This is a genomic window from Kitasatospora sp. MAA19 (genome assembly GCF_029894125.1).
GTDB lineage: Bacteria > Actinomycetota > Actinomycetes > Streptomycetales > Streptomycetaceae > Kitasatospora.
Map to the genome: position 1 here is coordinate 78689 of NZ_JARXYZ010000001.1, position 11751 is coordinate 90439.

At 75.0% G+C, this 11751-nt stretch carries 14 protein-coding genes; 8 read left to right on the plus strand and 6 right to left on the minus strand.

Annotation, left to right across the window (positions count from 1 at the left end; translation table 11 throughout):
• Positions 1-82 precede the first annotated feature (82 nt).
• From P3T27_RS00270 to P3T27_RS00280, 3 genes are all read left to right on the plus strand, one after another.
• Entirely contained in the window at positions 83-559 is a 477-nt protein-coding gene (locus P3T27_RS00270; protein WP_280673399.1) for a phage holin family protein, read from the plus strand.
• 96 nt (positions 560-655) lie between these two features.
• The gene (locus P3T27_RS00275; RefSeq protein WP_280673401.1) at positions 656-1699 is read left to right on the plus strand and encodes an alpha/beta hydrolase; all 1044 of its coding nucleotides are present in this window, start codon (positions 656-658) and stop codon (positions 1697-1699) included.
• A 171-nt stretch (positions 1700-1870) separates the two neighbouring features.
• Positions 1871-2080 carry a hypothetical protein gene (locus tag P3T27_RS00280; protein ID WP_280673402.1) on the plus strand — a complete coding sequence of 70 codons (210 nt, stop codon included), beginning with the start codon at positions 1871-1873 and terminating at the stop codon, positions 2078-2080.
• 64 nt (positions 2081-2144) lie between these two features.
• Here the strand turns inward: P3T27_RS00280 and P3T27_RS00285 are convergent, their stop codons facing one another.
• The 4 genes from P3T27_RS00285 to nth form a co-directional block, all read right to left on the minus strand.
• A complete protein-coding gene (locus P3T27_RS00285; RefSeq protein ID WP_280673403.1) occupies positions 2145-2846 on the minus strand; it encodes a metal-dependent hydrolase in 702 nt (233 codons plus the stop codon).
• 150 nt (positions 2847-2996) lie between these two features.
• Positions 2997-4181: a MarP family serine protease gene (locus P3T27_RS00290; RefSeq protein WP_280673404.1), complete on the minus strand. Its 1185-nt coding sequence runs from the start codon at positions 4179-4181 to the stop codon at positions 2997-2999.
• A 46-nt stretch (positions 4182-4227) separates the two neighbouring features.
• Positions 4228-4986 (minus strand): CoA pyrophosphatase, encoded by a 759-nt coding sequence (locus P3T27_RS00295; RefSeq protein WP_280673405.1) that lies wholly within the window; start codon positions 4984-4986, stop codon positions 4228-4230.
• Entirely contained in the window at positions 4983-5861 is an 879-nt protein-coding gene (gene nth / locus P3T27_RS00300; RefSeq protein ID WP_280673408.1) for an endonuclease III, read from the minus strand. Before nth ends, P3T27_RS00295 begins: the two co-directional genes overlap by 4 nt.
• A 344-nt stretch (positions 5862-6205) precedes the next feature.
• Between nth and P3T27_RS00305 the strand changes: the two genes are divergently transcribed.
• Positions 6206-6994, plus strand: coding sequence for an alpha/beta hydrolase (locus P3T27_RS00305; protein WP_280673410.1), 789 nt, complete (start codon positions 6206-6208; stop codon positions 6992-6994).
• 40 nt (positions 6995-7034) lie between these two features.
• Here the strand turns inward: P3T27_RS00305 and P3T27_RS00310 are convergent, their stop codons facing one another.
• A complete protein-coding gene (locus P3T27_RS00310) occupies positions 7035-7592 on the minus strand; it encodes a TetR/AcrR family transcriptional regulator (protein WP_280673411.1) in 558 nt (185 codons plus the stop codon).
• 32 nt (positions 7593-7624) lie between these two features.
• Between P3T27_RS00310 and P3T27_RS00315 the strand changes: the two genes are divergently transcribed.
• The gene (locus P3T27_RS00315) at positions 7625-8161 is read left to right on the plus strand and encodes a GNAT family N-acetyltransferase (protein WP_280673413.1); all 537 of its coding nucleotides are present in this window, start codon (positions 7625-7627) and stop codon (positions 8159-8161) included.
• 53 nt (positions 8162-8214) lie between these two features.
• The gene (locus P3T27_RS00320; protein ID WP_280673415.1) at positions 8215-8832 is read left to right on the plus strand and encodes an RraA family protein; all 618 of its coding nucleotides are present in this window, start codon (positions 8215-8217) and stop codon (positions 8830-8832) included.
• 52 nt (positions 8833-8884) lie between these two features.
• Here P3T27_RS00320 and P3T27_RS00325 read toward each other — a convergent pair whose 3' ends face one another.
• Complete coding sequence (locus P3T27_RS00325; protein WP_280673417.1) at positions 8885-9721, minus strand: isocitrate lyase/phosphoenolpyruvate mutase family protein; 837 nt, start codon at positions 9719-9721, stop codon at positions 8885-8887.
• A gap of 119 nt (positions 9722-9840) precedes the next feature.
• Here P3T27_RS00325 and P3T27_RS00330 point away from each other — a divergent pair, with 119 nt between their 5' ends.
• A complete protein-coding gene (locus P3T27_RS00330) occupies positions 9841-10872 on the plus strand; it encodes a winged helix-turn-helix domain-containing protein (protein ID WP_280673419.1) in 1032 nt (343 codons plus the stop codon).
• Positions 10873-11024: 152 nt separating this feature from the next.
• Positions 11025-11699, plus strand: coding sequence for a Crp/Fnr family transcriptional regulator (locus P3T27_RS00335; RefSeq protein ID WP_030240972.1), 675 nt, complete (start codon positions 11025-11027; stop codon positions 11697-11699).
• Positions 11700-11751 lie beyond the last annotated feature (52 nt).

Consider the following 11751-nt stretch of genomic DNA (forward strand, 5'->3'; position numbering starts at 1 on the left):
CTGACGCCTCCGGGCCCCACCGGCCCCCGGAACCGCACCACACGGCGGCGTCACGCCGCACAGCCGCAGAGGAGAACCGCTGATGCCCGCAGGAGCCGCAGACCCGTCCAGCAACGGCCGGGCGCCCTACGAGGGCGAGCGTTCGGTGGGGCAGCTGTTCGCGGCGGCCACCGCCGACCTGTCCGCGCTGGTCCACGACGAGATCGCGCTCGCCAAGGCCGAGATCCGGGCGGACGTCAAGCGCGGCGTCTCCGGGGGCGTCTCGCTGGCCGTCGCCGGCGTGGTGGCGCTGGCCGCCGTCCCGATGCTGAGCGCCGCGGTGGCGTTCGGCATCCACGCGCTGGGCCTGTCGCTCGGCTGGTCGTTCCTCATCGTGGCCGGCGCCTACCTGCTGCTCGCGGTGCTGCTCGGGCTGATGGCCTGGCGTTCGTTCAAGCGGATCGAGAAGCCGCACCGCACCATCGAGGGCGCCCAGAAGACCGCCGACGTGCTGAAGAACGCCCGGCCGCGCCCGGCCACCAAGGAGGAGATCGACCGGGCCCTGGGCCGCATCCCGTAACGGTCCCTCCGGGGGCGGCGCGCGCCGCCCGCCCGGACCCCGCCGGGAGCGAGTGCCGGACACCTGTCCGAGCCGCGGATGTGACACGCTCTCGGTATGCCGCTTGACCAGAAGCCCGAACCCGCGCAGCCGTCCGCCGACTCCGGCCCCGCTCCGGCCCCCGGACGGGAGCCCGCCGAGGAGGGCCCCGGCACCGCCCCCGACGGCGGGGCCGACGGCGGCTCCGACGGCGAGGCCGAGGCCTGGAGCGTCCGGCAGGCCGGCCCGTGGACGCACCGGGACCTCGCGGCCAACGGCGCCCGGTTCCACATCGCCGAGCTGGGCACGGGCCCGCTGGTGCTGCTGGTGCACGGCTGGCCCGAGTACTGGTGGGCCTGGCGCCACCAGCTGACCGCGCTCGCCGAGGCCGGCTACCGGGCGGTGGCCCTCGACCTGCGGGGCATCGGCGGCAGCGACCGCACCCCGCGCGGGTACGACCCGGGCAACCTCGCCCTGGACATCACCGGGGTGATCCGCTCGCTCGGCGAACGCCGGGCGCACCTGGTCGGGCACGCCTCCGGCGGCACGCTGGCCTGGGTGGCCGCCGTGATGCGCCCGTCGGTGATCCAGAGCCTCACCGTGGTCTCCGCCGCGCACCCCCGGGACCTGCGCCGGGCCCTGCTGACCGACCGCCGCCAGGCGGCCGCCTTCGAGCACGTGCTGGGCTTCCAGCCACCGTGGATACCGGAACGCCGCCTGGTCTCCGACGACGCCGCGCAGATCGGCCGCTACCTGGAGGCCTGGACCGGCCCGAACCAGCTGGACGAGGCGACGGTGCACGCGTACCGGCAGGCGATCCAGATCCCCAGCACGGCGCACTGCTCGATCGAGCCGTACCGCTGGCTGCTGCGCTCGATGGCGCGCCCGGACGGCATCCAGTTCGCCCGGCGGATGAAGAAGCCGATCACGGCGCCGACCCTGCACGTCCAGGGCGCGGCGGACCCGGTGCTGCTGTCGCACACCGCGCTCGGCGGCGGGGAGTACGTGGCGGCGCCGTACCGCTGGCGGCTGCTGCCGGGGGTCGGGCACTTCCCGCACGAGGAGGCCCCGGAGGAGTTCACCGCGGAGTTGCTGGACTGGGTCGGCCGCCACAAGGAGTGACGGCCGGGGAGCGGCGGGAGGGGCACGCGGGCGGGGTGCGCGGGAAGGGACGCAGGGGAAGGGCCCTTGGCCCCAACTCCCCTATTGTTAAGCTCATATGACAACCGCATAGGCCAACTTCGCCGTGCAACGGGCGGTTACCCCCACCGGCCCAAGGGCATCCATTCCGGTATGACCTGGATGCCCGATCGCGGCGGCGCCCCGCGCGCCCGACGCCACAACAGCTCCCAGCGCTCCGCCCACCGCCCCGACCGGGCGGACGACCTCGGCCACGACGGCCTCGACCGCCGTCAGCGCCCGGCGCAGCGCCAGCTCGGCATCCCCCGCATCCTCGGTCGACGCGCCCGCTGGGTGGGCGCACGACTGCGGCGCGAGACCTGAGGCCTCGCGCCGCGTCACCCGGCCGGTTCCCGGCGGGTCAGTTCACGATCGTTTCCCGGCGGGGTCAGTTCACGATCGTCGGCGACAGCGCGGTGAACCAGAGCAGGACGAAGGTCGCCACCGACATGATCGGCACCAGCACCTTCGTCTCGACGCTGTTCCCGCTGCGCTTGATCAGCACCACCTCGTAGCGCTCCTTGTGCGGCCAGAGCAGCGGCGCGCCCTTCTTGGTCAGGCAGTCGCCCAGCAGGTGCGCCAGGGTGCCCAGCGCCACCGCGTACGGCAACCAGCCCGGCGAGCTCGGCATCCAGGTGTTCATCCCGAAGGTGCCGAGCGCGGACAGCCCGATGATGGTGATCCAGGCCTCCGGGCCGTCGCCCGGCGGGCAGAGCCGCAGCGCCCGGATCGCGAGCGCGAGCAGGAAGAAGGTCAGTGCGAGGGTGAAGTTGCGGCCCAGGAAGGTGACGCCCGCCCAGGTGCCGGCGCCCATCAGCGCGACGAACAGCAGCGAGTGGGTGGCGTGCCGGTGACCGCCGGAGGCCCAGGCCACGAAGCGGCAGAGCGCCTTGGAGAGCGGGCCGAGGAAGTTGGCGATCGAGCCGTCGTGGTGGTCGAGGTCCGGCAGCAGGGCCGCACCCGCGCACAGCACCGTGCCCATCAGTATGTCCGCCGGCTGCAGCGTGGTGTGCAGCAGCAGCGGGGGCAGGAACGGCGCCGAGGCGGCGTACAGCATCGCCCCACTGACCGCGTGCGAGTGACCCATCATCGGACTACCACGACCTCCCGTAAGACTCACTCCGGGACGGCGCCCGGTTGAGCCGAACGGGTGAGCGCGGCAGAGGCTACCAGGGCGGACTGACGGTGCGACGGATATCGGATGGTAGGACCCGGCGCGTCGGACCGCCGCCGGGCCCGGTCAGAGCGCGCAGCCCTGGGTGTCCACCCGGGTGTTCGCGGTGCTGCCCTTCTCCGCGTCGTCCCGCACCTCGGCCGCGGTCAGCACGTACCCGGTGTCGGCGCTGTCCAGCGACTTGGCGAACACCACGCCGAAGACCTGGCCGTCCGGGGTGAGCAGCGGGCCGCCGCTGTTGCCCTGGCGGACCAGCGAGCGGACCGAGTAGACGTCGCGGACCACCTGGCCGCGGTGGTAGATGTCCGGGCCGTTGGCCTGGATCCGGCCGCGGATACGGGCCGGCTGGACGTTGAAGGCGCCGTTCTCCGGGAAGCCCGCCACGATCGCGCTGTCGTTGGTCTTCGCCTCGCCGGCGAAGGCCAGCGCCGGCGCGTTCAGCTTGGGCACGTCCAGGACGGCGATGTCGCGCTGCCAGTCGTAGCGGACCACCGTCGCGTCGTACAGCTGCCCGGCCCCGCCGATCTGCACGGTGGGCTCGTCGACCCCGCCGACCACGTGGGCGTTGGTCATCACCCGGTGCGGGGCGAAGACGAAGCCGCTGCCCTCCAGGGTCTTGCCGCAGGAGGTGGCGGCGCCGACCACCTTGACCAGGCTCTGCTTGGCCCGCGCCACCGCCGGGCTGCCGGCCAGCGCCGGGTCGGGGGTGTCGACCTGGGTGATCGGCTCGTGCTCGAAGGGGTTGAAGACCTGCGGGAAGCCGTTGCGGGCGAGCACCTTGGAGAAGTCCGAGAACCAGTTCGGCGCGTCGTCGGGCAGCGCGTTCTGCACGCCGCCGAGGATCGCCGAGGAGCGGACCTGCTTGGACACCGTCGGCAGCGACGCCCCGGCCAGCGCCGAGCCGATCAGCCAGGCCACCAGCAGCATCGAGACCACGTTCACGGCCGCCCCGCCGGTCGCGTCCAGCACCCGCGCCGGGCGGCGGTCGATGTGGCCGCGGAGCTTCCAGCCGAAGTGCGCGGTGATCGCCTGGCCGATCGCGGCACACACGATCACCACCACCACGGCCACCACCGAGGCGGTGGTGCCCGGGCTGAGGTGGTCGAGCAGCAACGGCAGCAGCTGGACGGCCAGCAGGCCACCGCCCAGGAAGCCGACCAGGGACAGGACACCCACCACAAAGCCCTGCCGGTAACCCGACACGGCGAATCCCACGGCAGCGGCGATCAGCAGCACATCCAGGACGTTCACCCCGATACCCTCCCACGGCCCTCGACCCGGCCGCGCGGACGGGCCCTCACGAGGTACCGGCGTCGCCGCCCAGCAGCGCCCGGGAGTGGTCGAGGTCGCCCTGCACCAGGGCCAGCGCCTCGTCCGAGAGGTCGACGATCCGGGACGGGTCCCAGGGCAGCTCCAGTCCGCTGTGGTGCAGCACCCGGTCGATCACCCCGGCCGTGAACCCCCAGACCAGCCGCCCGGCCACCGCGAAGGCCGGCCCCACGTGTCCGGACGGGTGCCGCAGCCGGACCCGGTTCGCCGGGTCGACCAGGTCCGCGATCGACACCCGGAACACCGCGCCGGTCTCGCCCTGGTCCACCGGCCGCACCGGCGACTCCTCGCGCCACCAGCCCAGCACCGGGGTCACCACGAACCGGCTGACCGGGATGTACAGCGCGGGCAGCGCCGCGAACACCTGCACCCCGGCCGGGTCCAGCCCGGTCTCCTCCCAGGCCTCGCGCAGCGCCGCCGCGATCGGGCCCGGACCGTCCGGATCACCGTCCTCCGGATCCAGCGCGCCGCCCGGGAAGGACGGCTGCCCGGCGTGCGAGCGCAGCGAACGGGCCCGCTCGATCAGCAGCAGGTCCGGCCCGTCCGGGCCCTCGCCGAACAGCATCAGCACCGCCGCCGCCCGGCCGCCCTCCACCGGCGGCAGGAAGCGGCTCAGCTGCTCCGGCAGCACCCGCTCGGCGGCGTCCCGCACCGGGTCCAGCCAGACCGGCAGGCCGTCCCGCTCGATCACCGGGGCCGCCGACGGCTCCGGTGCCCGCCGCGTCACTCGCCCACCGCCAGGTCCGCGACCCGCCCCTGGTGCGCGGCGGCGTCGGCCCGGGCGGCGGCCTCCCCCGGGAAGTCCCCCGGCGGCCGCAGCCGCTGCCCGGGCTGCCCGCCCAGCTCGTACTTGAGCAGCTTGCGCGCCTTCTCCGGGTCGGTCTCGCCCTCCCCGTACGACGGGCAGAGCGGCGCGATCGGGCAGGCACCGCAGGCGGGGGTGCGGGAGTGGCAGATCCGGCGGCCGTGGAAGACCACCCGGTGCGACAGCATCGTCCACTCCGACTTCGGGAAGATCTCGGCGACGGCCGCCTCGACCTTCACCGGGTCCTCCTCGGCGGTCCAGCCGAACCGCCGGGCCAGCCGCCCGAAGTGCGTGTCCACAGTGATCCCGGGCACCCCGAAGGCGTTGCCGAGAACCACGTTGGCGGTCTTGCGGCCCACGCCCGGCAGCGTCACCAGGTCGTCGAGGCGGCCCGGGACCTCGCCGCCGAACTCGTCGCGCAGGGCGATCGAGAGGCCGATCAACGACTTCGCCTTGTTCCGGAAGAACCCGGTCGGGCGGATGACCTCCTCCAGCTCCTCCGGGTTCGCCGCCGCCATGTCCTCCGGCGTCGGGTACTTCGCGAACAGCGCCGGCGTCGTCTGGTTCACCCGCAGGTCCGTCGTCTGCGCCGACAGCACCGTCGCCACCAGCAGCTGGAACGGGTTCTCGAAGTCCAGCTCCGGATGCGCGTACGGGTACAACTCCGCCAACTCGCGGTTGATCCGCCGCGCCCGCCGCACCATCGCCAGCTGTGACTCCGGCTTCCTCGACTTCACCGCCGCCCTCGTCACGGTCGGCTTCGGCGCCGCCGCCTTCCGGGCCTTGCTCTCTGCCATGCACGAAGGCTACGCCGCCCGGCGGACCCCTCGGGGCCGATCAGCGCGACCGGCGCCCGCCGGGGCGACGGGCGGCCTGTTGTCCGATGAGCACCGCTGTCCGATGAGCACCGCGTGCGGCGTGTTCGGTTGCCCGACCGGGGGCACCCGGGAGGCCCGCCGCTCGTCCCGGGGCCTCCTGCGCATCCCACCATGACCCGTTCCGGTGCCTCCGACGAGAGTGGCGGAGGCACCGGAACACGCCCCTGCCCGCGGCGGAAGAAATCCTCGGCCGGAGCGATGAGTTCCGCGGCGGCGGCCGGTCTACCCCTGTGACCGATCCGTACAAGCGAAGGACCCACCCCATGAACACCGTTGTCTCCGCCGACGGCACCAGCATCGCCTGCTCCGTGGCCGGCTCCGGGCCGGCCGTCGTCCTCGTGGACGGCGCGCTCTGCCACCGGCGTTTCGGCCCGGCTCCCGCCCTGGCCGAGCAGCTCGCGGCGCACCACACCGTCTGGACCTACGACCGGCGCGGCCGCGGTGACAGCGGCGACACCGCGCCCTTCGCGGTGGAGCGCGAGATCGAGGACCTGGCGGCCGTCATCACGGCCGCCGGCGGCTCGGCCGCCGTCCTCGGGGTGTCCTCCGGTGCCGCGCTCGCCCTGCGGGCCGCCGCGCAGGGCGTCGGCATCAGCCGACTCGCCGTCTACGAGCCGCCGTTCAGCGCCGAGGACGGGCAGCGCGCCCGGTTCGCCCAGTACGTGGCCGAGCTGGACGCGGCGCTCGCGGACGGTCGGCGCGGTGACGCCGTCGCGGCCCTCATGACCTTCGCCGGCATGCCGGCGGAGCTGCTGGACGGGCTGCGCGCGGCCCCGATGTGGCCGGCCTTCGAGGCGGTGGCGCCGACCCTGCCCTACGACGCCGCAGCGCTCGGTGTGCACGGCGGCGCGGCCGTCCCGGGCGATGTCCTGGGCCGGGTCGCGGTGCCGACGCTCGTCGTCGACGGCGGCGCCAGCCCGGAGTCGCTGCGGGCGCCGGCGCGCGCGGTCGCGGCGGCCGTGCCGGGCGCCGAGTACCGGACGCTGGCCGGCCAGACCCACGAGGTGGCGGCCGAGGTGCTGGCGCCGGAGCTGGTGAAGTTCTTCGCCTGACCGGCGGGTCCGGCCGAACCGACGGAACGCGGTCGCGGGCTCAGACCCCGGCGAGGAAGGACCGCCAGGCGGCGGCCACCCGCGGCGCGTTCCGATCGTCGGCGAGCAGGTCGAGCAGCAGACCCCGGATCACCGCCAGGGCGAGCGCGGGGTCGACGGGCGAGTCGGCCATCAGGGTACGCAGCGGGGGCAGCCACTCGTCGAGCGAGGCGGCGGCGAAGCCGCGCCAGGGGCCGTCCGGTCCGGGGCCGAGGGCCCGGACGTACCCCTCGAAGAACAGCCTCAGGACGCTTCGGTGTTCGGGGGCGGTGAGCCAGTCCCAGAGCCGGTCGAGGGTCTCGCGCGGGGTGCCGGGCTCCTGCTCGCAGCGGGCCAGCAGGGCCAGTTGCTCCTCGCGGCCGGCGGCGAGCACGGCGCGGATCAGGCCCTCCTTGGAGCCGAAGAGGTAGAGCAGCACCCGGGGGCTGCTGCCGATCGACTCGGCGAGCGGCCGCAGCGAGAGGTCGGAGAGGCTGTTCTCGGCCAGGTAGCGTCTGGTGGCCGCGAGCAGCTCGGTCCGGCGGGCGGAGGGCTGCGAGGTGTCGACAGCGTCAGGCATGCGCCCTAGTCTTCACTGAAACGACTGTTTCAGTGAAGACTGCTGCGGTGGAGGAGGCGGGTGCCGTGCCGGTGGAGATCCGGGAGGCCGACCGGCCGGGCGACCTGGGAGCGGTGGCCGCGCTGCACGGGGTGCTGTACGCCCGCGAGTTCGGGATGGACGCCACGATGGAGGCCCACGTCGCCCTCGGCATGGCCGAACTCGCGCTGGCCCGCGCCGCCGAGGGCGGTGCCGCGCCCGGCCGGCTCTGGGTGGCCGAGCTCGACGGGCGGGTGGTCGGCGCGACCGGGCTGACCCGGGTCGCGGACCGGCCCGGCTGGTGGCAGCTGCGCTGGGTGATCGCCGACCCGGCCGTCCGGGGCCAGGGGCTGGGCCACCGGCTCCTGGACACCGCCCTCGCCGAGGCGCGGGAGCGAGCGGCGCACGGCGTGCTGCTGTGGACCATCGCCGGCCTGGGCGCCGCCCACCACCTCTACGAACAGGCCGGTTTCCGGCTCACGGTCTCCCGACCGGCCCGCAAGTGGGGCGTCGAGACCACCGAGCAGGCCATGGAACTGGCGCTGGCCTGACGCCGCACCGCCGCACCGCCGCACGAAGCACACGACTCGGAGAACGAGGAAGCATGGACCAGCACTTCAAGGACATCCCCACCACCACGCTGGCCGACGTGCTCGGGCGCGCCCAGGTGATGGACATCGGCATCCGTCCGCTCTGGCCGGGGGCGCCCCGAGTGGCCGGCCCGGCGTTCACCGTGCAGTGCCCGCCCGGCGACAACCTGATGCTGCACGCGGCGATCTACCGGGCCGAGCCGGGCGCCGTGATCGTCGTCGAGTCGGGCGACCTGGACTACGCGCTGGCCGGCGGCAACGTGTGCGCCGTCGCGCAGCGCCGGGGCGTCGCGGCCTTCGTGGCCGACGGCCTGATCCGGGATCTGGGCGAGGTCCGGGAGCTGGGCTTCCCGGTGTTCGCCCGTGGCGTGATCCCGATCCCGGGGGCCAAGCAGGCCCTCGGCACGCACGGCGCCCAGGTGCGCTGCGGCGGCGTGTCGGTGGCGGCCGGCGACATCGTGGTGGCCGACGACGAGGGGGTCGTGGTGGTGCCCGCGGCCCGGCGCGCGGAGGCCCTGGCGGCGGCCCGCACCAAGCTGGCCAAGGAGGCCGCCGAGACGCTGGACGACTGGGAGGCCGCGCACCACGCCCGGATCGAGAAGACCCTCGGCGAGCTGGGCTTCACCGGCTGACCCGGCCGACCCGGCTGACCCGGCCGACCCACGCCAGCCCCCGGGAACGCGGTCAGCCCCCGTACAGCCCGTTGAGCTCGCCGAAGCCGAGCGCGCCGTCCAGCTCCGCCAGCGTCCCGGGCCCGAGCAGTTCGGCCGCGGCGCGGCGGGCCACGGTGTACGCGAGCTGGGCGAGGCCGGTGCCGACGCTGACTCGCCGCACCCCCGCGCCGGCGAGTTCGGCGACGGTCGGCCCGCCCGCGACGGCCATGGCGTTCACCGGCAGCGGGGAGCGCCGGCACAGCTCGGCGAGGGCGTCGAGGTCGAGCAGCCCGGGGACGAACAGGCCGTCGGCGCCCGCCCCGGCGTAGGCCTCGACCCGGGCCAGGACGTCGTCGAGCCCGCCCAGCCCGAACAGGAACACGTCCGTACGGGCGTTGACCACCAGCTCGGGCAGGCCGGCCCCGGCCGCCGCCGCCCGGGCCGCCCGCAGCCGGTCGGCCTGCTCGGCCACCGGGAACAGCGGGCCGCCGACGGCCGCCGAGTCCTCCAGGTTGACGCCGACGGCGCCGGCCTCGACCAGCGCCGCCACGGTCGCGGCCACGTCGGCGGGCAGCGGCCCGTAGCCGCCCTCGGCGTCGACCGTGACCGGTACGTCCACGGCCGCGACGATCCGGCAGGCCGCCTCGACGGCCTGGGCCCGCTCCAGCCGGTGGCCGTCGCCGCGGCCGAGCGACCAGGAGACGCCGCCGCTGGTGGTGGCGATCGCCCGGGCGCCGGCCGAGGCGATGACGGCGGCGCTGCCCGCGTCCCAGGCGTTGGGCAGGACGAGCGGGCCGTCCGCGACGAGCTCCCGCAGCCGCAGCGCCCGCTCGCGCAGGGTCGGGGTGGAGGTGGGGGTGGGGGACATGCGGGGTCACCGTCTTCCGTGCCGTCGGGTGCTGCCTCGGTTCCCCCGCATCGTGCGGCCCGTCCCGCGGCGGCCACCACTGATTAAGCTGAGCCCGAATCTTCTGGGAGGGGCCCGGCATGCGGACGGCACTGCACTTCTCCGCGAACGACCTGGCGCTGACCCGCTTCGCCGTCTCCCCCATGCAGGAGGTGGTGACCAGCCTCCGCGCCCTCGCCCACTCCCCCGTCCCCACGCTGCACCGCCGCTGGGCCGACCAGGTCCGCGCCCGGCCGGCCGCCACCGGGCTGGACCGCAGCCGGCTGGCCGTCATGGTCCCGCCCACCGGCCACCTGCCCGACTTCCTCAACCCCGCGCCGACGGGCTTCGCCCCCGCCCTCGCCGACGAGCTGGCCGCGATCACCGCCACCGGCGCCGGGCAGGTCCGGGCCGACCTCGACATCCTCGCCGCCGAGGCCGGCGGCCGCCTGCCGCCCGTCCTGGAGTCCCTGTACCGCGACCCGGCCGGGCAGCTGCCCCGGCTCGCCGCCGAGATCGAGGCGTACTGGCAACTCTCGCTCGCCCCGTACTGGGCCCGGATCCGCGCCCTGCTGGAGGCGGACGTGTTCCACCGCTCCCGGCAGGCCGCCGAGCACGGCACCGCGCGGATGCTGGACGACCTGCACGAGACGGTCCGCTGGGACGGCACCGCGCTGCGCCTGGAGCGACGGCACTGCGCGGTCACCCGGCTGACCGCCGGGGCCGGGCTGCTGCTCCTGCCCTCCGCCTTCGCCTGGCCGCAGGTGCTGACCCGGGTGCTGCCGCCGGACCCGCCGCAGCTGAGCTACCCGGCGCGCGGCGCGGCCACCCTCTGGGAGCCCCGCCCGGGCGGGGCGCCGGACGCGCTGGCCACCGTCCTCGGCCGGTCCCGGGCCCGGCTGCTGGCCGAACTGGACTCCCCGGCCTCGACCACCGAGCTGGCCCGCCGCACCGGCCTGTCCGCCGCCGGCGTCTCGCAGCACCTGACCGCCCTGCGCGCGGCGGGCCTGACCAGTGCCCACCGCGCGGGCCACAGTGTCCTCTACGCCCGCACGGCGGTGGGCGATTCACTGTTCGAGCCATCCGCGCAGGCGTTCGATCCGGTGCCTCCCCCGCGGCGCCCCGGCCGGTGATCCGCCAGTACGAATGGCCCCGCGCAGCACACCTCGGCGCACCCCCTCCTCATATGATCGGAGCGACATGCGCCATGCTTGGTGATGCAGAGCACGGTACGGAACTTGCGCCGGACGGCCCACCCGCCGGACGGCCGAGAAGGAGGAAGCACGTGGACGACGTTCTGCGGCGCGCCGCACTCTTCGCGGCACTCGACGACGAACAGGCCGGCGAGCTGCGCGCTTCCATGACCGAGGTGACCCTCGCACGTGGTGAGTCGCTGTTCCACGAGGGCGACCCGGGCGACCGGCTGTACGTCGTCGCCGAGGGCAAGGTCAAGCTGCACCGCGCCTCGCCGGACGGACGCGAGAACATGCTCGCCGTCCTCGGCCCCAGCGAGATGATCGGCGAACTGTCGCTGTTCGACCCGGGCCCGCGCACCGCGACCGCCAGCGCGCTGACCGAGGTCAAGCTGCTCGGCCTGGGCCACGGCGACCTGCAGCCCTGGCTGCACGCCCGCCCCGAGGTCTCCATCGCGCTGCTGCGGGCCATCGCCCGCCGTCTGCGCCGGACCAACGACGTGATGTCCGACCTGGTCTTCTCCGACGTGCCCGGTCGCGTCGCCAAGGCCCTGCTGGACCTCTCCCGCCGCTTCGGCGTGCAGTCCGAGGAGGGCATCCACGTCGCCCACGACCTCACCCAGGAGGAACTGGCCCAGCTGGTCGGCGCCTCCCGCGAGACGGTCAACAAGGCGCTCGCCGACTTCGCCGGCCGCGGCTGGCTGAAGCTGGAGGCGCGCGCGGTGGTGCTGATGGACGTCGAGCGGCTGTCGCGCCGCTCGCGCTGACACCGCCCCGTCCACGCCGAAGGGCCCGTCCGAGCGGACGGGCCCTTCGGCG

Bases quoted from the DNA above. Each gene is read 5' to 3' on its own strand.
- P3T27_RS00320 (WP_280673415.1), top strand. From the start codon at position 8,215: ATGGACCAGCACTTCAAGGACATCCCCACCACCACGCTGGCCGACGTG.
- P3T27_RS00280 (WP_280673402.1), top strand. From the start codon at position 1,871: ATGACCTGGATGCCCGATCGCGGCGGCGCCCCGCGCGCCCGACGCCAC.
- P3T27_RS00285 (WP_280673403.1), bottom strand. From the start codon at position 2,846: ATGATGGGTCACTCGCACGCGGTCAGTGGGGCGATGCTGTACGCCGCC.
- nth (WP_280673408.1), bottom strand. From the start codon at position 5,861: ATGGCAGAGAGCAAGGCCCGGAAGGCGGCGGCGCCGAAGCCGACCGTG.
- P3T27_RS00325 (WP_280673417.1), bottom strand. From the start codon at position 9,721: ATGTCCCCCACCCCCACCTCCACCCCGACCCTGCGCGAGCGGGCGCTG.
- P3T27_RS00310 (WP_280673411.1), bottom strand. From the start codon at position 7,592: ATGCCTGACGCTGTCGACACCTCGCAGCCCTCCGCCCGCCGGACCGAG.
- P3T27_RS00270 (WP_280673399.1), top strand. From the start codon at position 83: ATGCCCGCAGGAGCCGCAGACCCGTCCAGCAACGGCCGGGCGCCCTAC.
- P3T27_RS00330 (WP_280673419.1), top strand. From the start codon at position 9,841: ATGCGGACGGCACTGCACTTCTCCGCGAACGACCTGGCGCTGACCCGC.
- P3T27_RS00305 (WP_280673410.1), top strand. From the start codon at position 6,206: ATGAACACCGTTGTCTCCGCCGACGGCACCAGCATCGCCTGCTCCGTG.
- P3T27_RS00275 (WP_280673401.1), top strand. From the start codon at position 656: ATGCCGCTTGACCAGAAGCCCGAACCCGCGCAGCCGTCCGCCGACTCC.